The organism is Glutamicibacter protophormiae, assembly GCF_014647495.1.
Taxonomy (GTDB): Bacteria; Actinomycetota; Actinomycetes; order Actinomycetales; family Micrococcaceae; genus Glutamicibacter; species Glutamicibacter protophormiae.
This window is the reverse complement of record NZ_BMPH01000010.1, coordinates 135587-153635: the sequence shown is the minus strand read 5'-3', so window position 1 is coordinate 153635 and position 18049 is coordinate 135587. Positions and strand designations below refer to the sequence as shown.

Here is an 18049-nt window from a genome sequence, read left to right as displayed (position 1 = left end):
TGGCCCAATTTTTGAGGTTAGAGCCTTCTCGTGTTGTATCTCCGCAAAGTGTGTGCGGGTCTTTATGTCATAGGGGAGCGCTTGATGAGCGTGACTTGTTTTCTGACTGTGCAGCCTGGCGTCGTTTCTTATGGGGACGGCTAGGCCTTTCCCCTAACGATTGAGGTAATTCTTCTTGTCTTCTGACATGCCCGTAAACACTGCCGACGCCCAGACCACCGAGGAACCAACGGTTACCTTCAGCGAACTTGGTCTTGATGCCCGCGTGCTTGCAGCACTGGCCGACCTGGGCTACGAAAAGCCGTCGCCGATCCAGGCCGCCACCATCCCACTGCTGATCGAGGGCCGCGACGTTGTCGGCCTGGCCCAGACCGGTACCGGCAAGACCGCCGCGTTCGCACTGCCTGCCCTGTCCCGCATGGCAGAGCTGGCCGACCTGAACGGTCCGGCCCGCACCCCGCAGATCCTGGTGCTGGCACCGACCCGCGAGCTTGCGCTGCAGGTTGCCGAGGCTTTCACCTCCTACGCCAAGTACCTTCCTGATTTCACCGTGCTGCCGGTCTACGGCGGCTCGCCATACGGCCCTCAGCTGGCTGGCCTGCGCCGCGGCGCACAGGTTGTCGTTGGCACCCCGGGTCGCGTGATCGACCACATCAACAAGGGTTCCCTGGACCTGTCCAACCTGCAGTACATGGTGCTGGACGAGGCCGACGAAATGCTGCGCATGGGCTTCGCCGAAGAGGTCGACAAGATCTTGGAAGCCACCCCGGCGGACAAGCAGGTTGCCCTGTTCTCGGCCACCATGCCGCGCACCATCCGCCGCATCGCTTCCGAGTACCTGCGCAACCCGCAGGAAGTCGCCGTGAAGTCCAAGCAGACCACCGGCGCCAACATCACCCAGCGCTACCTGCAGGTGATGGGCGCACACAAGCTGGACGCCATGACCCGCATCCTCGAATCCGAGCCATTTGACGGCGTCATCGCCTTCGTGCGCACCAAGATGGCCACCGAGGACCTCGCCGACAAGCTGAAGGCCCGCGGCTTCACCGCTGCAGCCATCAACGGCGACATCCCGCAGCAGCAGCGTGAGCGCACCGTCGAGAACCTGCGCTCGGGCAAGATCGACATCCTGGTCGCCACCGACGTCGCCGCTCGCGGCCTGGACGTCGAGCGCATCTCGCACGTCGTGAACTTCGACATCCCGCACGACACCGAGTCCTACGTGCACCGCATTGGCCGTACCGGCCGTGCAGGCCGCACGGGTGACGCGATCCTCTTCATGACCCCGCGTGAGAAGTACCTGCTGCGCGCCATCGAGAAGGCCACCCGCCAGTCGGTGACCCAGATGCAGCTGCCTTCCCTGGATTCGGTGAACAACCGCCGCATCCAGAAGTTCACCGACCGCATCGATGCCACCATCACCGGTCAGGACCTGGGCACCTTCCGCGAAATCGTGGAGCAGTTTGCCTCGCAGCACGAGGACCTGGACCACCTGGAAATCGCTGCAGCTCTGGCCCTCATGGCCCAGGGCGGTCGTCCGCTGCTGATGACCGAACCGGTTATCCCACCTGCCAAGAAGGCCCGTCTTGAGCGCGACCGTGCAGACCGTGGCGATCGCGGAGAGCGCGGCCCTCGCCGTGGCAAGACCGCTGCCGAAGGCAACGCCATGTACCGTCTGGCTGTCGGCCGCCGCAACCGCGTGCAGCCGGGCTCCATCGTTGGCGCACTGGCCAACGAGGGCGGCTTCAACTCCTCGGAAATCGGCGGCATCGAGATCCGTTCGGACCACACCCTGGTCGAGCTGCCAGCCGAGCTGAGCAAGGACCAGTGGCGTGCGCTGTCCAACACCCGCATCGGCGGAGAGCCGATCAACCTGGAGCTGGACTCCGGCCGCAAGCAGCACGGCGACGACGATTCGGATCGTGGCGGCTACCGCGGCGGACGAGGCGGCGGCTTCAACGACCGCAAGCGCTCGGGCGGCTTCCGTGGCGATGACCGCCGCGGTGGCGGAGAAAAGCGCTTCGGCGGACGCAGCAAGGATCGCTTCAGCGATTCGGCTCGTCGCCGCGACTACTAAGCCTCCAGCGGCTTAGCCAGCGTGAACTGGGAACCCCCGGAAAGGACCACTTGGTCCTTTCCGGGGGTTCTCGTTTTCCCTGCACCTGCTTAGCAACGGTGTCCACAGAACCCGGCGGTGCACGACAGCGGACAGCAGGCGCGCATTGACAGGGAAGACCGCTCTTCTGCGGCCGCACAGCGCTTGATCTGCAGGCGCCAAGGACGGGCGGGGTCGGGATCGTGCCGTCTTGGGCGCTGCGAAGGCCTCTCACGGGCTCTGGCGGGTGGAAGCTCGGTCCACAGCCCTGCTCGGGTCTGCGGGCAAGCATGCATGTACGGGGGCATCGGAATGCTCCCGGCGGCAGCCTCTGCTCGCCGGGTCCGCCGGCCGATGCCTGGAACGCCTCCGGGGAACAGCACGTGGGGAAGAAGGACGCCTGCCGGGTGGAGAGCAGAGGCAAGTGGCCGGTTGGAATGCGGTCCAACGGCTGCAAAACCGATGACTAGTGGCATGGAGCGGCTAGGGATTACAGGACCTTGATTGTTCCCGGGCGAGGCCTGAAAAACGGCAAAGAATCCCGCAAGCAATGGAGCAGGAAATGGCGCAGGGAAACTAAAAGAGAGGCAATCTGAATTCAGATTGCCTCTCCTATTTCGAGCCCCCTGCCGGAATCGATCCGGCGACCTCGTTCTTACCAAGAACGCGCTCTACCACTGAGCTAAGGGGGCAACGAGTAATAACTTTACACAGCTTTTGAGTGATTGCAAAATTCTGCAGCAATTTGTAGCTGAGGTCACATCGCTCCTACTCAGGTCGACAATGACAGCGGTAGTCGCATGGGGGATCGGGGGTGGGTGGATCCATGGCGCCAGAATTCTTGCCGGCGTGGGAATCGCCCGGAGAAGCGGAATTGCCGGGGCCGCGTCCGCATGCGTGGCGCCTGGGTTAATCGCGGTGAATTGTGAATGGGGGCCCGCAAATATCTTCGATAGCTCGGGCATTAGCCAGCGGATCGGGTCGTCATTTAATGACTGTGCGCCAATGGCTTGTCAATTCCTGGACCCCGAAACGGCAGTGAGCATCGTCACTGTGGGTGTTTTTGTCCCGGGCATCGTTCCCTGATGCCCCGCGGCAAACATAAAACATTATCTGACTTGGGGTGATGTGTGATTTTGCGTGGCATTTCCGGGGGTAGTTGACGATTTTTGTTTCCACGGAAACCCGTGTAGAGTATTTACTCGTTGCCCCCTTAGCTCAGTGGTAGAGCGCGTTCTTGGTAAGAACGAGGTCGCCGGATCGATTCCGGCAGGGGGCTCTGAGTGAGAAGCGATCTTGGCTTCTACTGGAAAGCTTCTCACTTGTGGCGGCGTAGCTCAGCTGGTTAGAGCGCACGACTCATAATCGTGAGGTCCCGGGATCGAGTCCCGGCGCCGCTACAAGAATGGCCCCGGTTCATCCGGGGCTTTTCTCGTTAAGAGGAAAAATCCCGGGTGGATCCTGCCGCAGGCCGGGGAGCGGGATACGCGCGGGCCGGTTCGAGACCGATCCGCGCATACCCGGGTCAGTTGCGTTTCTTCTGGGACTCGGGTTGTTCCGCCGTCGCTCCCTGCTGTGCGATCATCAGCAGTTCCTGCAGCACGGAATCATCGAAACCGCGTTCGTTTTCCGACTCGGTGCTGTTGACGTCGTGACCGTGGACTTCCGTGTGCAGCCTTTGCATTTTCATGTCGAGGCTCTCAGCGACCCGTGCAGCTTCAGCAAGCTCTTCGACGAGATGCTCAGGCACCGCGCCCTCGTACTTGTAGAAGATCTTGTGCTCGAGCGTCGCCCAGAAGTCCTGCGCGATCGTTCTGATCTGGATTTCCACGGTGATGTCTACCGGCCCCTCGGACAGGAAAACAGGGACCTTCACGATGGCATGCAGGCTCTTGTATCCGTTGGGTTTTGGATTCTTGAGGTAGTCCTTGATCTGGATGACTTCCAGATCGCTTTGCGAGGTCAGCGTGTTGAGCACCTTGTAGATGTCTTTCACGAAGCTGCAGGTAATGCGAACGCCGGCGATGTCGCTGATGTTTTCGCGAATAGCCTCGAACGTTGGAGTGATGTGCCGCTGGGCAACCTTTCTCATGATGCTTTCCGGGGACTTGACCCTGGACGTGACATGCTCGATCGGGTTGTACTTGTGCAGGTACAGGAATTCCTCGCGGAGGATCGACACCTTGGTAAGGATTTCATCGACCGCAAACTGGTGCTCCATCATGAAACGCTGGAACTGGTGATGGAACGTGCGTGCCATGTTCTGGAGTTCAGGGTTGTTCATCGCTGCGGTAGGCAGTGCCACCGGGGACGGGGACGGCCGGTCTGAGCTTTGAGTTGGAATCTCGATCACCTCTGAATAATCACTGTCGCGAAGCCGGGAGCGCGCGCCTGTATGTACCTCCAGCGTAGAACGCGCTCCTAAGAAAATGGCCAGAACCCCTGGAGCGCCGCCCGAAAGCCATCGGTTTACACGGCGGCCGATACGTAGCTGGTAAGAAATCCTGGCCAGGGCCGTGAGAATGGCAACCCCGCTCGGGTCGGCAATGTTCCGCGAGGGCGGCGGCCGTTCTGGTGGGCTACGTTCTCCGAACCGGTTGGCACTGGCCTAGGCTTGAATGCGACTCTTCTCTTGAAAGGCCTCCATGGAATTCCCCAGCGAATCACGACAGCTCTGCCACGGGATTAGTTTTTCCCACTACGAGCCGGCGCCGAGCCTGAGCCTGCGCCGTGATTCACAGTGGAGCCATGAGTCGCTGTCGGTGAACCGCACCCTGCGCCTGCAGGTCAGCGACCTGAAATTCTGTCTGGGCTATATCACCATGAACCCCGATGGAAGCCGCAACAACTTCCCCTGCCCCAAGAACAAAGCCGTGCGGACCGGAAGCCAGTGCGACCGATGCCGGCGCCTGGACCACTCCAAATTCATGCACCATTTCCATACGACCGGTGAAGCGCCGGCGGGGATGCGCAAGTACCTGGAGCAGCCGCACTTCCTGTACGTGGCAAGCTTCGCCCACGGAGCCACGAAGGTCGGCACCACCTCAACCCAGAGCAAATGGAGCCGTCTTGCCCAGCAGGGGGCCGTAGTCGCCCGCTACATTGCCGGTGCGGCGGACGGTGCGGCCATCCGCGTGCTTGAAGATCTCATCACCGAACACGTGGGACTGGGCCAGCAGGTGCGGCAGAAGTCAAAGGTCAAGGGGCTGACCAGCTGGGAACTGAATTTGGCCAGCCTCGATGAAATCAACGATGCAGCGGCGGCGGAAGCCCGCAGCTTCCTGTCCGCGCAACGCGGCCTGGAGACCTACGGCATCGAGCTTCGGGACGAGCAATGGGAACAGCCCGAGTATGCGCAACGGGTGGTTGAGGCATGGGATGCGCATTCGCTGCATCCGTGGGATCAGGAGATCGCCGACAACCAGTTCAACATCAGGGTGCGCGGAGTTCTCGGGCAAACCATCATGGTCGACAGCGGCCCAGCGACAACCCTGAGGCTCATCGACGCAGCGGAACTCAAAACCCATGAATTGGACGTAGCCGATGAACGCGGGGACTTCCACGAAGAACAATCAGCCTTGTTCTAAACGATCGAGCCTACGGGGAAGAAAGCGCCACGGCTGCAACTAGCATCCACTGCGGCCCCCGAAGGAAATTTCACAGCAGGGAAGTCCCCGAACCTCTCCCCGGAATCTTCTCTGGGCCGCTGCGTGCGTTGCCTGCCCAACGCCTCGAACATGCGAACGTGCTCGGCCTCGCCGCGAGGCCATTCGTGTTCGAGGAAGCGGGCAGGGTTTTCGACCACTAATACCGGGGACGGCGAGTTCGCTTCGCCCTGCGTGGGCACTGCCATCCGTGGAGGCTAGCGCCGGCCGGCGCGTCAGAGCAACGAACGCAGCGCGAAGAAACGATCCGATGGCATGGGCGCCCCTTGTACCGACGTCACCTAGACTCGGTGAATAGGTGACGGGAAGAAATGCCAAGTCGTCTGCGGAATGCTGATCCTCAGCAAGCCGTGAACTACTGGTTCTACCGGCAACAGGATCCTGAATTGCAGCTGTCGACGGAGCGCTGCCGCCGCATACTGGGCAGTCCACTCTCGCTGGCCGGCGCCATCACCTCGGAGCACCTAGCTGGTATCCGGATAGATTTTTGAGTTGAAGGAGGAACCATGGAGCAACTCGACAGCACGGAGAACGCCGTAAGCCCGCGGGTGAACCGCTTGTCAATCATCGCCCTCTGCCTTGCCATTGCCGAAATCGCGGCCCTGATCTTCCTTGGCGGCACCGGCCTTGCCGTCTTCGCGGTAGGTGCCGGCCATGTGGCGCTGAACCAGATCAAGGCGAGGAAAGAACAGGGAGCGAAAGCAGCCATCCTGGCCCTGGCCCTCGGTTACGCGGTGGCGATCTTCGGGGTCTTCAGCACCCTGCGAGCGCTGCCATACATCTTCGCCTAAGCGTCGCGGGCGTCCGGCCCGCCGATGCGTCCTGCCGACGAGCTTGCCGGATATCCCTGAATGAACCGGCGGTTCCGGGGTGTCAGCAGAAATACCCTCGTACCGTCCGCGGTCCCTCCCGGCCCTGAACTAGACTGGTGGGTATGACCAATACGCCTTGGGAGGCGGCCTCCCAGCACTACAAGAAGATCGTCTTGATCGCGATCGGAACCATCGGTCTGGGCATCGTCCTGACAATCATCGCATCGGTCAGCCACAACCGGCCATTGGCCTACATGGCCATCGGGCTGCTGGTCATCGGCATGCTCTGCCATGTGGCCGGTCTCGTGGTTCGAGCCAAGGATGTCCGCAACTGGCGAATCGTCAACGGGCTGGCCGTTCCGCGAGCCAAGAAGAACAAGGACAACGGCGGCAATTAGCTCCGTACCCCAACGGTTTTGCGTTCCGCAGGGTCTGTAGCCCCGAGCGGCTGGGCCTTGCGCGGACAGCAATCAATACACAGTCACAAAGTTCAGGAGAACTAATGGGCATCAACCCTGATCTGGTGGGGCGCATCTACCCTGCCGGCGAGTCCTACCAGGTAGGACGAGAGAAGATCCGAGAATTCGCCGCAGCCACCAAGGCCACCTCGCCGGCCCACTACGATGTCGAATCCGCGCGCAAGCTAGGCTTCAGCGACGTGGTGGCCCCGCCGACCTTCGCCATCATCGTCGCACAGCGCGCCGACGCCCAGCTGATCGCAGACCCTGCCTCGGGGATCGACTTCTCCCGCGTGGTGCACGCCGACCAGCGCTTCACCCACCACCGTCCCATCGTCGCCGGCGACGAGCTGCTGGCCGAGCTGTACGTCGACCAGATCCGCGAAATGGGAGCCGGCGCGATGATCACCACCCGCGCCGAGATCACTACCGTCGGCGGGGAAAAGATCGCCACCACTGTTTCATCGCTACTGGTTCGAGCTGAGGACTAATCATGATCGTTTTCGACACCCTTGAAAAGGGACAGGTTCTCGGCACCCATACCGTCAAGGTCAACCGCGCCGACCTGGTGCGCTACGCCGGTGCTTCCGGGGATTTCAACCCGATCCACTGGAACGAGCGTTTCGCCAAGGAAGTTGAACTGCCCTCGGTGATCGCCCATGGCATGTTCACCATGGGTGCGGTCATCGACCTCGTCTCCACCTGGGTCGGCAACCCGGGCGCGGTCATCGACTACCAGACCCGCTTCACCAAGCCTGTTGTCGTCGAGGATCCCGAGGGGACCAACCCCTCGGACTTCGAAGGAACCACCATCGAGGTCGAGGGCAAGATCGGTGCGCTGGACGCCGAAGCCCGCACCGCACGCGTGGACCTGACAGTCTCCGCCAACGGAACCAAGGTACTGCTCAAGTGCCAGGCCGTGGTGCAGCTCTGAACCAGCAAACCGCCGCCGACGTGCCGGTCGAGGTCAGGCATTGGCGCAACGCGCTGATGGCCGCCTACATGGCCAGCGGCCTGCTGCTGGCCACCTTGGTCTCCAGGCTTCCGGCCCTGCGCGACGAGCTGGGACTGGACCACTCGCAGGTCGGGCTGCTGCTGCTCGGGATGAGCGCAGGATCCTTCCTGTCGGTGTCCCTGGCCGGGCACCTGGTCATGCGTTTCGGGGCCACCAACGTCATGCGCTACGGCGCACTGATTTCAGGCCTCGCGCTCATGGGCGTCGGCTCCACTTCGGGGTTGCTGCATTCGAGCATCCTGACCGCGACGGTGCTCTTCTGCCAGGGGCTTGGCGCCGCCTCGTGGAACGTCGCCTCCAACATCCAGGGCGCGGCCATGGAACGCGCGCTGGGACGCAGCATCATGCCGGCCCTGCACGGGTTCTTCTCCGTGGGCACCGTCCTCGGCGCGGGAATCGGGGCTGGTGCCGCAGCGGTCGCGCTGCCGCTGCCGTTGCACTACGGATTCATGGGGATCCTGATCATCGCCATGGTGCTGTACTCGACCCGCTTCTACGGAGAGGACAGGAGCCGGACCTCCAAGGATTCGAAGTCCAAGGGGCATTCGCTGCTGTCCACCTGGAAGGAACCGCAAACGGTCCTGCTGGGTGTGCTGGTGCTGGGCATGGCGCTCGCCGAAGGCGCGGCCGGGGACTGGGTGGCCTTGGCCCTCGCCGACGGCTACGGGACGACCGAGGCCACCGGGGCGCTGGGCTATGCGACCTTCGTGACCGCCATGACGCTGACCCGGCTGCTGGCAGGGGACCTCATCCTGCGCATGGGCCGGGTCTGGATGATCCGCGCCAGCGCCATTGCCGCGTTGGTGGGCCTGCTGATCTTCGCGTTCGGCGGGAACCTGCCGCTGGCCTTCGTCGCACTGGCCGTGTGGGGCATGGGCGTGGCCCTGACCTTCCCGCTGGCCATGAGCGCCGCATCGGATGATCCGGAACACGCTGCAGCCCGCGTGGCAGTGGTCTCCACCATCGGCTACGCGGCGTTCCTGGGCGGCCCGCCGCTGCTGGGCCTGCTGGCAGGGTTTATCGGTCTGCTGCCGGCCCTCGGTTGCATCTCGATCCTGGTTGTCGTGGCATTCCTGCTGGCCAAGAATGCCGCAGGCTATCCGCGCGAGCCCGAGACGGCCGGCTAGATCCGCCAGGATCACTGAAACTCCAGAGACAAATCGAAAGTTAGTAGTCCAATGCTGAAGAACATGACCACCACGGCCGTCGGCGGCGAGGCCGCCCGCACCGTGACCGCTTCCACCGAAGCCGAGCTGATTGCGGCGATCACCGCCGCGGACAACGCCGGCGAGGACATCCTGTTCATCGGCGGCGGCTCGAACCTGGTCATCTCGGACGAGGGATACCCGGGCACCGCCATCCGTATCGCCACGAGCGGCCTGGTTGCCGAGGAACAAGGCGGAGGGCTGGCGCTGTTGCGTGCCGCGGCCGGCGAGAACTGGGACGCGACGGTCGAGTACTCGCTGGCCGAAGGCCTGAGTGGACTCGAAGCCCTCTCCGGGATCCCCGGCTGTGCCGGGGCCACTCCGGTGCAGAACGTCGGAGCCTATGGGGCGGACGTCTCCCAGACCCTGGCCTGGGCCCGCGTCTGGGACCGCAGCGCGCAGGAGATCCTGCAGCTGTCGAAGGAGGACCTGGCGTTCGCCTACCGGGATTCGCTGATCAAGCGCACCAGCACCCACGGCTCTCCCCGCTATGTGGTGCTGGAAGCCGCGTTCCTGCTTCAGCAGAGCAACGAGTCGGCGCCGATCCGCTATGCGGAGCTGGCCCGCCGTCTGGGCGTCGAGGCCGGCCAGAACGCCGATGCGGCGCTGGTCCGGCAGACGGTTCTGGAGCTGCGCCGGTCCAAGGGTATGGTCTACGACCCGCAGGACACGGACTCGCATTCAACGGGCTCCTTCTTCACCAACCCGATTGTCGAGGCGGAAACGCTGGCACGGCTGCCGCAGAACGCTCCGAACTACCCGGTCGAGCAGGGCGGCATGGTCAAGCTGTCGGCCGCCTGGCTGATCGACCAGGCGGGTTTCGGCAAGGGCTACGGCCTGGAGGGGACCGACGGGTTCCACCTTGCCGGGGGACGGGCTTCGCTGTCCACCAAGCACACCTTGGCCATCACGAACCGGGGCACCGCCACCGCGGCGGACATCTTGGCCATCGCCCGCGCAGTGCGCGCCGGGGTTGCCGAGCGCTTCGGCATCACGCTGGTCAATGAGCCGCTGCTGATCGGCGTGCAGCTCTAGGCGGCAAGCCGCTGCACGAACAAAAGCGTGGGGGCGAACAGTTCAACAAACTGTTCGCCCCCAGGCTTTGAATCTTCCGGAACCGCTACAGGCGGCCCTGCGCGATGGCCAGCATGCGGCGCAGCGGCTCCGCAGCGCCCCAGAGCAGCTGGTCGCCCACGGTGAAGGCGGAAATGTACTCCGGACCCATCTCCAGTTTGCGGATGCGGCCCACCGGGATATCCAGGGTGCCGGAGGCCGCGACCGGAGTCAGCTGCTCCATGGTCGCTTCCTTCTCATTCGGCACGACCTTGGCCCACTCGTTGTCCTCGGCCAGCAGCGACTCGATCTCGGAGACCGGCAGGTCTTCCTTCAGCTTCAGGGTCAGCGCCTGCGAGTGCGAGCGCATGGCGCCGATGCGCACGCACAGTCCGTCCATGGCGATGTGGCGGCTGCCGGAGGTCTGCAGAATCTTGTTCGTCTCCGCGCCGGCCTTCCACTCCTCGCGGGACTGGCCGTTGCCCAGGTCCGAATCGATCCACGGGATCAGCGAACCGCCCAGCGGCACGCCGAACTGCGAGGCGTCCAGGCCGCCGCGCTGGGTTTCAAGCACCTTGCGGTCGATGTCCAGGATCGCGCTGGCCGGATCGGCGAGCTCGCCTTCGACCGAGGCGTTGATGTCCCCGAACTGGGTGAGCAGCTCGCGCATGTGGCGGGCGCCGCCGCCCGAGGCCGCCTGGTAGGTCATGGAGGTGCCCCACTCGACCAGGTTGTTCTTGAACAGCCCGCCCAAGCCCATGAGCATGCAGGAGACGGTGCAGTTGCCGCCCACGAAGTCCTTGACGCCGGCGACCAGCGACTGGTCGATGACATTGCGGTTGATCGGGTCCAGCACAATCACCGAGTCGTCGTTCATGCGCAGGCTTGATGCGGCGTCGATCCACAGGCCGTCCCAGCCGGCCTTGCGCAGCTCGGTATGGACCTTGGTAGTGTAGTCGCCGCCCTGGGCAGTCACGATAATCGGCAGCTTGGCCAGGGTCTGGATGTCAAAGGCGTCCTGCAACGGGCCTGCACCCTCGGCGAATGCGGGGGCCTGGCCGCCGGCGTTCGACGTCGAGAAGAAGACCGGGTCGATCTGCGCAAAGTCGCCCTCGTCGAGCATGCGCTGCATGAGCACGGAACCTACCATGCCGCGGTAACCTACAAAACCAACAGATGAAGTCATACATCAATGGTAGGGGTGAATTACGTTATTATCCCGGTTCGTTACAGCTCTTAAAGCAGAATCACACCCAAGCCCCAGAAGGGCCGGGTGTGATTCTGCGGCAGCGAAAGTTCTACTTTTCCTCAAGCAGCAGCTTGCGGTTCTTGATGGCCCAGAACGCTGCGAAGATGAAAATCTGGGTCGGCACGAAGAGCAGGACCACACCGAAGATCTTGTGTCCGCCGAGCACCATGAAGAACCCGAGCACCGCGACAACCAGTGCGAGCAGCGGGAAAAGCATGTAACCGAGGATGAACAGGGCGTCCGAATGCTGTTTGAGATCAGCGAGGTATTTTTTCATGGGATGTTACTAGTCCTTTTCGCGGATCCAGGTTTCAAAACGGTAGCGGGTGCCGGTGGTGGACTCGTGCCAGTGGTTCTCCGGTCCGTCGAGTCCCGGGTCGCTGAGCCCCAGAGTGAAATCGGCAGAAAGCTCGGGTGCGCTGGTATCTCCCTCGACCTGCAGGTCGAGCTTGGTTATCACCGCCACATCCAGCAATTCCAACGACTGGGCGTAGACCTTGCCTCCGCCGATGATCCAGATTTCCTGACTGCCCTCGCAGGTCCTGGCCAGGGCCAAGGCCTCTTCGAGGTCCGAGACCGGCAGCGCGCCGGCAGCACGCAACGCCTGGTGGGACTCGTCCCGGGTGGTCAGTACGATGTTGCTGCGTCCGGGCAGCGGACGGAACTTGGGCGGGAACGAATCCCAGGTGGCGCGCCCCATGATGACGGGGTGCCCGGCAGTGATCCGCTTGAAATGGGCGAGGTCTTCCGGGACATGCCATGGCATGGTTCCCCGATTGCCGATGACAGCGTTGTCCGCCTGGGCCCAGATGGCGCCAAGCAGCGGCGTGAGGTCGGCGGTGTGGCGCGGTTCAGACGTCATACGGCGACGGTTCCCTTGATGGTCGGGTGGTGCTTGTAGTCGTTGATCACGAAGTCTTCCAGCGTGTAATCGAAGACGGATCCGGGCTTCGAGGCGAAGTCGAGCGTCGGGTACGGGTACGGCTCGCGGGAGAGCTGTTCGCGCACCTGTTCCAGATGGTTGGTGTAGATGTGTACGTCGCCGCCGGTCCAGATGAACTCGCCCGGCTCCAGATCCAGCTGCTGAGCCAGCATCCGGGTTAGCAACGCGTAGGACGCGATGTTGAACGGCACGCCGAGGAACATGTCTGCGCTGCGCTGGTACAGCTGGCAGGACAGTTTCCCTTCTGCCACGTAGAACTGGAAGAAGACGTGGCAGGGAGGCAGCGCCATGTTCTGGATTTCGGCGACATTCCACGCCGAGACGATATGGCGGCGGGAATCCGGGTTGCTGCGCAGCGAGTCGACCAGCTGGGAGATCTGGTCGATATGCCCGCCCTCGGGTGTGGGCCATGAACGCCACTGGACGCCGTAGACCGGCCCCAGTTCGCCGTCCTCGTCAGCCCATTCATTCCAGATGCGCACGCCCTGGTCCTGAAGCCACTTCACGTTGGATTCGCCGCGCAGGAACCACAGCAATTCGGCGGCGACCGAGCGGAAATGCACGCGCTTGGTGGTGATCAGCGGGAAGGAATCGGCAAGGTCGAAACGGATCTGGCGTCCGAAGACGGACAGCGTACCGGTTCCGGTGCGGTCTTCCTTGGCGGCGCCGTTCTCCAGAACGTCGCGAAGCAGGTCTTCGTATGGGGTAGGGATGCTCACCCCATCAGTTTAGTCCACCGATGAACGGCGCCGGCGGTCGCGTGGCACAGGCCACTGGCACCGGCGTGGTGGGGGTTCAGCCCTTGACGACCATGTCCTGGTATTCCGGGTAGCGGCGCAGGTAGTCCTGCACGTAGCTGCACTCGGGAACGATCTTGGCACCCTCGTTGGCCAGCCGGTCGAGCACCAAGGTCACCAGCGCCCGGGCATAGCCGCGGCGTCCGAACTCCTCGTTGACGATGGTGTGCTGGATGGTGACTACATCGTCCTCGCGGTGGTAGCCGATGAAGCCGATGTAGGTCGACCCGTGCCACAGCGAGAAGCGACCGCGGTCTTCGTCATGGTCCAGGCGCAGACCCTGATGCACGATCTTCTCAACCGGTTGTTGGGGCTGATTTGCACTCATGGCTTGGCCTTTCTCTGGGTGACGAGAGTCACTGAGGATTCTTATTAACAGTCATAGTCGCATTTGTACGCAGATGCAACGGAGGGCACCCTCGCGGCGTCATGCACCGGGGATGCCCGTCCGCCGACCTCGCCGCAGCGATGCACGCGGAGCGGTCAGTCGTGATACGGGGTGTGGATTTCCAGCGAGATGATCCGCGGAGTCGCACCGGGAATCTGGTGCGCCACGATCACTCCTCCGGGATCGAGGTACGGGTCCTTGGCGGGGAGCACTTCTGCGATCTTCGCCGAGGTGTTGTCCTTGAGAACTTTCAGCACCGTGGGAAGCACCGGGCGGTGCGTGCACAGCACCTGGGAGCGGTTCTTGTCCAGGAGCTTCTGGACCGCCTTCGCAGCCCGCTTCGGGTGCCGCTGGGCAGCATGTTCGGTCACCGCCCGCACGGTGCTGAGCTTGAGCTGGTTCACCGTGACGTACGGCGCTACGGTCTGCACGCAGCGCATCCACGGGGAGGAGGCAACATGCCCCGGCCCCCAGGCCTCCAGCAATCGCGAGACCGTCTGGGCCTGGCGCCGTCCGGTGGCCGCCAGTGGGCGGTCGCCTTCGGCCCGGGTCCACTTGCTGCGCGGCTTGGCCTTGGCATGGCGGACCAGGATGAACGGCTTGGCTTCCAGATGGCCGTCCTTGTGGGCGGCGATCAGGTCCAATAACGGTGCGGCATCCGAAGGATTGCTCAGCATGCCCATGGCCTGCTTGGCAGAGACCCAGCGGACCTCGTCGCATTCCGAACCGTCCGGGATGACCTCCGCCTCGCTGCCCGCGGCGGCGGCCCAGTAGTAGACGACCTTGGTCCGTTGCTTGACGGAGTACGCGGTGGCAGCCAGCGGCAGGCCGAGCGTGATCCGCAGCCCGATCTCCTCGCGGACTTCGCGCACCGCGCATTCGGCAATGGCTTCGCCGTCATCCAGCTTGCCCTTGGGCCAGGACCAGTCGTCGTACTTCGGCCGGTGGATCACCAGCACGCGCAGCTTCCCGTGCTCCAGCCGCCACGGGATGGCCCCCGCGGCGATGATGTCGAAATGGCCCAGACGGATTTCCTCGGCATCGGATGAACGATGCAGTTCCAGCACCCGGTCGAGGGCGCGGTGGACATTCGATTCGGTCACTAGCTGTTTCGCCCGCTATTTCGTCGCTGGGCGTGGTCCTGGATCAGCCAGAACTGGACATCGGAGAGCGGGTTGCCGTCCTCGTCCTTGAAGTGCCGGTCCCACTTGCCGTCCGAGTGCAGGTGCCAGGAGGAGGTCCCGTCGTCCATGTAGCGTTCCAGCAGGGAGATCATCTCATCGATGTCTTCCTGCTGCCCCAGGGCGACCAGCGCCTCCACGCGGCGGTCCAGGTTGCGGTGCATCATGTCCGCCGAGCCGATGTACACGATGGGGTCCCCGGCATTGGCGAAGGTGAAGACGCGGCTGTGCTCCAGGAAGCGGCCGAGGATCGAGCGGACCCGGATGTTTTCGCTCAGCCCCGGGACGCCCGGGCGCAGGGCGCAGATGCCGCGAACGATCACATCGACCTTCACCCCGGCCTGGCTGGCGCGGTAGAGCGCGTCGATGATCGCTTCGTCGACGATCGAATTGACCTTGATGACCACCTTGGCGTCGATCCCGGCCTGGGCGTTGCGCACTTCCTGCTCGATGTGCGCCAGCAGCCCGGTGCGCACCGAGCGCGGGGCGACCAGCAGACGCTTGTAGGTGGAGCGCGGGGCGTAGCCCGAGAGCTGGTTGAACAGCTTCGTGACGTCCTCTCCCACCTCCTCGTTGCAGGTCAGCAACCCGAAGTCCTCGTAGTAGCGGGCGGTGCGCGGGTGGTAGTTGCCGGTACCGATGTGGCAGTAGCGGCGCAGCTTGTCGCCCTCGCGGCGTACCACCAGCGAGAGCTTGGAGTGGGTCTTCAGGCCCACGATGCCGTACACCACGTGCACGCCGGCCTGCTCCAGCTTGCGCGCCCAGGAGATGTTCGCCTGCTCGTCGAAGCGGGCCTTGATCTCCACCAGCGCCAGCACCTGCTTGCCTGCTTCGGCCGCGTCGATCAGGGCGTCGACGATCGGCGAGTCGCCGGAGGTGCGGTACAGGGTCTGCTTGATGGCCATGACCTTCGGATCCGCCGCGGCCTGTTCCAGGAAGGCCTGGACCGAGGTCGAGAAGGAATCGTACGGGTGGTGCAGCAGGATGTCGCGGCGGCGCACCGCGGCGAACACGTTGGCGGCCTTCGCGGTTTCCGACTCGTTCAGGAACCGCGAGGTATGCCCCATGTGCTTGGGGTAGTGCAGCTCGGTGCGGTCCAGCGAGGCGATGACGCCCAGGCCGCGCAGGTCCAGCGGGGCGGGCAGCTTGAAGACCTCGTCCTCATCCACGCCCAACTCGCGGGAGAGCAGGTCCATGATCTGCGGGTTGATGTCGTGAACCACTTCCAGGCGGACCGGTGGGCCGAAGCGGCGGCGCAGCAGCTCCTTTTCCAGGGCCTGCAGCAGGTTTTCGGCGTCGTCTTCCTCGACTTCCAGGTCCTCGTTGCGGGTGACGCGGAAGAAGTGGTGCTCCACGATTTCCATGCCCGGGAACAGCTGTTCCAGGTGCACCGCGATCAGATCCTCCAGCGCGATGAAGCGTGCGGCGCGGTGCGAGGAGTGCGCGGCGCGCGGCCCGTCGATGCTGATCAGGCGGTCGATGGTGTCCGGCACCTTGAGGCGGGCGAACAGCTCCTTGCCGGTCAGCGGGTTGCGCACCACCACGGCCAGGTTCAGCGACAGGCCCGAGATATACGGGAACGGGTGGGCGGGATCCACCGCCAGCGGGGTGAGGATCGGGAAGACCTGTGCCACGAACCACTCGGAGAGCATGTTCTGCTCGGAGGCGGACAGCTCGTCCCAGCCGGTGATGCGGATGCCGTGGGCGGCCAGGTCGGGGGAGACGGAATCCGAGTAGACCCTGGCATGGCGGGTCTGCAGCTCGTGGGCCGAATTCAGCAGCAGCTCGAGCTGGTCCACCGGGTTCATGCCGTTGGCGGCCGGCACGGCGAGGCCGGTGACGATGCGGCGCTTCAGGCCAGCGACACGCACCATGAAGAACTCGTCCAGGTTGGAAGCGAAGATCGAAAGGAAATTGACGCGTTCGAGCAGCGGCAGGTCCGCGTCCTCGGCCAGTTCCAGCACGCGCGCATTGAAGTGCAGCCAGCTCAGTTCCCGGTCGAGGAATCTCTCGTTTTCGAAACCCCCTTCCGGATGGAGGTCGGGCAGGAGTCCTGCCGGTTCGATGCGGTCTTCATTGACCTTGGAGGAAGGGACATCCCTCAGCTGTGCCGGGGGCTGTTTAGGGGTGGTTGTCATCTGCTGAACTCACTTCTTCCTGCAGGTGGAGGCCATCTTCACCGTTAGCCGGCAACATGGGGAAATCCCGGGTTGCCATGCGTTATTAGTCTATCTGTTCGGGGCCGTACATGATGTCTGCGGACCACAGCGTGAAGCCGAGCGACCGGTAGAGCTTCACCGCGGCCTCGTTCTCGGCGTCCACGTACAGCAGCACCGACCCGACGCCCTGTTCCAGGAGATAGTTGATGCCGACCGTGGTCAGCGCGCGGCCCAGTCCCAGGCCCTGCGCCTCGGGGACCACCCCGACCACGTAGACCTCGCCCATCGGGCGGATTTCGTCGACGCCGGCAGGGTGGATCTTGGTCCAGTGGTAGGCGACGAGCCGGTCGTCCGGATCGAAGGCCAGGAAGAAGCCATGCGGGTCGAACCAGTTCTCGTTCATGCGGGCATCAAGATCGGTGAGGGTCAGCGAACCCTGCTCCGGATGCTGCGCGAAGGACTTGGTGTTGGCCTCAAGCCAGTCAGACTCGTCCTCGCCGACCCGGAAGCTGCGCAGTGTCAGGCCGCGCTGCAGCGGGGTCTCTTCCAGGGAATCGGTGCCTTCGCGCCGCATCCGGTACAGCTCGCGGTTGCGCGACAGGCCGATCGACTCGGCCAGCTTGCGGGCCGCTTCGTGGTCGCCGTGCGCCCAGGTCAGGATCTGGCTCAGATCCAGCTGTTCGCCAAGGGCCTGCAGGAGCTGGCGGCCGATGCCGTGGTTGCGGAACTGGGGGTGCACCACCAGCTCGACGACCCAGCGCCGGGATGCAGGGTCGTCGATTGCGACGATGACGCCGCTGAGCTGGGCCTCGGTTCCTTCACCCGAGTAGGCCAGCAGCGTGATGACGTTTTCGCCGGATTCTTCCGCGCCCAGCGCAACCAGCGTCTGGTCGCTCAAGGGCGGATTGCCGTCGTATTGCAGGGCGGCGGCGGCGAGATCACGGACCTCGGCCAGCGAACTCTGTTCCAGCTCGCCGAGGACCTTCTGGATGGACACAGTTTTCTGGGGCAGCTCGTTCATGCTCTCAG

Annotated in this window: 17 protein-coding genes and 3 tRNA genes; 10 read left to right on the top strand and 10 right to left on the bottom strand. The window is 63.7% G+C overall.

What is annotated here, in order from left to right:
- Nucleotides 1-187 precede the first annotated feature (187 nt).
- Nucleotides 188-2077 (top strand): DEAD/DEAH box helicase, encoded by a 1890-nt coding sequence (locus IEY43_RS12775; RefSeq protein WP_188948962.1) that lies wholly within the window; start codon nt 188-190, stop codon nt 2075-2077.
- Between the two features lie 638 nt (nt 2078-2715).
- Here the strand turns inward: IEY43_RS12775 and IEY43_RS12770 are convergent.
- Nucleotides 2716-2787, bottom strand: a tRNA-Thr gene (locus IEY43_RS12770).
- A 515-nt stretch (nt 2788-3302) separates the two neighbouring features.
- On the opposite strand from IEY43_RS12770, the gene IEY43_RS12765 reads away from it, so the two are divergent.
- Together IEY43_RS12765 and IEY43_RS12760 are read left to right on the top strand one after the other, a co-directional pair.
- Nucleotides 3303-3374 (top strand) — tRNA-Thr (locus IEY43_RS12765).
- A gap of 47 nt (nt 3375-3421) precedes the next feature.
- Nucleotides 3422-3495, top strand: a tRNA-Met gene (locus tag IEY43_RS12760).
- Nucleotides 3496-3620: 125 nt separating this feature from the next.
- Here IEY43_RS12760 and IEY43_RS12755 read toward each other — a convergent pair.
- Nucleotides 3621-4379, bottom strand: coding sequence for a GTP pyrophosphokinase (locus IEY43_RS12755; RefSeq protein ID WP_188948987.1), 759 nt, complete (start codon nt 4377-4379; stop codon nt 3621-3623).
- A 361-nt stretch (nt 4380-4740) separates the two neighbouring features.
- On the opposite strand from IEY43_RS12755, the gene IEY43_RS12750 reads away from it, so the two are divergent.
- The 7 genes from IEY43_RS12750 (at nt 4741) to IEY43_RS12720 (ending at nt 10285) form a co-directional block, all read left to right on the top strand.
- Nucleotides 4741-5682, top strand: a complete 942-nt coding sequence (locus tag IEY43_RS12750) for a DUF2797 domain-containing protein (RefSeq protein WP_188948961.1) — start codon at nt 4741-4743, stop codon at nt 5680-5682.
- 584 nt (nt 5683-6266) lie between these two features.
- Nucleotides 6267-6551, top strand: coding sequence for a hypothetical protein (locus tag IEY43_RS12745; protein WP_188948960.1), 285 nt, complete (start codon nt 6267-6269; stop codon nt 6549-6551).
- A gap of 143 nt (nt 6552-6694) precedes the next feature.
- Nucleotides 6695-6970: a hypothetical protein gene (locus tag IEY43_RS12740; protein ID WP_188948959.1), complete on the top strand. Its 276-nt coding sequence runs from the start codon at nt 6695-6697 to the stop codon at nt 6968-6970.
- 104 nt (nt 6971-7074) lie between these two features.
- Nucleotides 7075-7521 (top strand): FAS1-like dehydratase domain-containing protein, encoded by a 447-nt coding sequence (locus tag IEY43_RS12735; RefSeq protein WP_188948958.1) that lies wholly within the window; start codon nt 7075-7077, stop codon nt 7519-7521.
- A 2-nt stretch (nt 7522-7523) separates the two neighbouring features.
- Nucleotides 7524-7964: a MaoC family dehydratase gene (locus IEY43_RS12730; RefSeq protein WP_188948957.1), complete on the top strand. Its 441-nt coding sequence runs from the start codon at nt 7524-7526 to the stop codon at nt 7962-7964.
- Nucleotides 7940-9172, top strand: a complete 1233-nt coding sequence (locus IEY43_RS12725) for an MFS transporter (protein ID WP_229777389.1) — start codon at nt 7940-7942, stop codon at nt 9170-9172. Before IEY43_RS12730 ends, IEY43_RS12725 begins: the two co-directional genes overlap by 25 nt.
- A gap of 51 nt (nt 9173-9223) precedes the next feature.
- Nucleotides 9224-10285, top strand: a complete 1062-nt coding sequence (locus tag IEY43_RS12720) for a UDP-N-acetylmuramate dehydrogenase (protein ID WP_188948956.1) — start codon at nt 9224-9226, stop codon at nt 10283-10285.
- An 85-nt stretch (nt 10286-10370) separates the two neighbouring features.
- On the opposite strand, the gene asd is transcribed toward IEY43_RS12720, so the two are convergent.
- The 8 genes from asd to mshD form a co-directional block, all read right to left on the bottom strand.
- Nucleotides 10371-11489, bottom strand: coding sequence for an aspartate-semialdehyde dehydrogenase (gene asd, locus IEY43_RS12715; protein WP_188948955.1), 1119 nt, complete (start codon nt 11487-11489; stop codon nt 10371-10373).
- A 112-nt stretch (nt 11490-11601) separates the two neighbouring features.
- On the bottom strand, nt 11602-11829 hold the full coding sequence (locus tag IEY43_RS12710) for an NF038396 family protein (protein ID WP_188948954.1): 228 nt from the start codon (nt 11827-11829) through the stop codon (nt 11602-11604).
- A 9-nt stretch (nt 11830-11838) separates the two neighbouring features.
- A complete protein-coding gene (locus tag IEY43_RS12705) occupies nt 11839-12414 on the bottom strand; it encodes a dihydrofolate reductase (RefSeq protein WP_281065249.1) in 576 nt (191 codons plus the stop codon).
- A complete protein-coding gene (locus IEY43_RS12700) occupies nt 12411-13214 on the bottom strand; it encodes a thymidylate synthase (protein ID WP_188948953.1) in 804 nt (267 codons plus the stop codon). The genes IEY43_RS12705 and IEY43_RS12700 overlap by 4 nt, the downstream gene beginning before the upstream one ends.
- Before the next feature lie 76 nt (nt 13215-13290).
- Nucleotides 13291-13620, bottom strand: coding sequence for a GNAT family N-acetyltransferase (locus IEY43_RS12695; RefSeq protein ID WP_188948952.1), 330 nt, complete (start codon nt 13618-13620; stop codon nt 13291-13293).
- Nucleotides 13621-13775: 155 nt separating this feature from the next.
- Complete coding sequence (locus tag IEY43_RS12690; protein ID WP_229777387.1) at nt 13776-14783, bottom strand: NUDIX hydrolase; 1008 nt, start codon at nt 14781-14783, stop codon at nt 13776-13778.
- Nucleotides 14783-16999, bottom strand: a complete 2217-nt coding sequence (locus IEY43_RS12685) for an RNA degradosome polyphosphate kinase (RefSeq protein ID WP_188948951.1) — start codon at nt 16997-16999, stop codon at nt 14783-14785. The genes IEY43_RS12690 and IEY43_RS12685 overlap by 1 nt, the downstream gene beginning before the upstream one ends.
- An 85-nt stretch (nt 17000-17084) precedes the next feature.
- Complete coding sequence (gene mshD / locus IEY43_RS12680; protein ID WP_188948950.1) at nt 17085-18041, bottom strand: mycothiol synthase; 957 nt, start codon at nt 18039-18041, stop codon at nt 17085-17087.
- Between the last annotated feature and the right edge of the window lie 8 nt (nt 18042-18049).

Bases quoted from the DNA above. Each gene is read 5' to 3' on its own strand.
- IEY43_RS12755 (WP_188948987.1), bottom strand. From the start codon at position 4,379: ATGAACAACCCTGAACTCCAGAACATGGCACGCACGTTCCATCACCAG.
- IEY43_RS12685 (WP_188948951.1), bottom strand. From the start codon at position 16,999: ATGACAACCACCCCTAAACAGCCCCCGGCACAGCTGAGGGATGTCCCT.
- IEY43_RS12775 (WP_188948962.1), top strand. From the start codon at position 188: ATGCCCGTAAACACTGCCGACGCCCAGACCACCGAGGAACCAACGGTT.
- IEY43_RS12740 (WP_188948959.1), top strand. From the start codon at position 6,695: ATGACCAATACGCCTTGGGAGGCGGCCTCCCAGCACTACAAGAAGATC.
- IEY43_RS12730 (WP_188948957.1), top strand. From the start codon at position 7,524: ATGATCGTTTTCGACACCCTTGAAAAGGGACAGGTTCTCGGCACCCAT.
- asd (WP_188948955.1), bottom strand. From the start codon at position 11,489: ATGACTTCATCTGTTGGTTTTGTAGGTTACCGCGGCATGGTAGGTTCC.
- IEY43_RS12695 (WP_188948952.1), bottom strand. From the start codon at position 13,620: ATGAGTGCAAATCAGCCCCAACAACCGGTTGAGAAGATCGTGCATCAG.
- IEY43_RS12710 (WP_188948954.1), bottom strand. From the start codon at position 11,829: ATGAAAAAATACCTCGCTGATCTCAAACAGCATTCGGACGCCCTGTTC.
- IEY43_RS12735 (WP_188948958.1), top strand. From the start codon at position 7,075: ATGGGCATCAACCCTGATCTGGTGGGGCGCATCTACCCTGCCGGCGAG.
- IEY43_RS12745 (WP_188948960.1), top strand. From the start codon at position 6,267: ATGGAGCAACTCGACAGCACGGAGAACGCCGTAAGCCCGCGGGTGAAC.
- IEY43_RS12705 (WP_281065249.1), bottom strand. From the start codon at position 12,414: ATGACGTCTGAACCGCGCCACACCGCCGACCTCACGCCGCTGCTTGGC.
- mshD (WP_188948950.1), bottom strand. From the start codon at position 18,041: ATGAACGAGCTGCCCCAGAAAACTGTGTCCATCCAGAAGGTCCTCGGC.
- IEY43_RS12750 (WP_188948961.1), top strand. From the start codon at position 4,741: ATGGAATTCCCCAGCGAATCACGACAGCTCTGCCACGGGATTAGTTTT.
- IEY43_RS12720 (WP_188948956.1), top strand. From the start codon at position 9,224: ATGCTGAAGAACATGACCACCACGGCCGTCGGCGGCGAGGCCGCCCGC.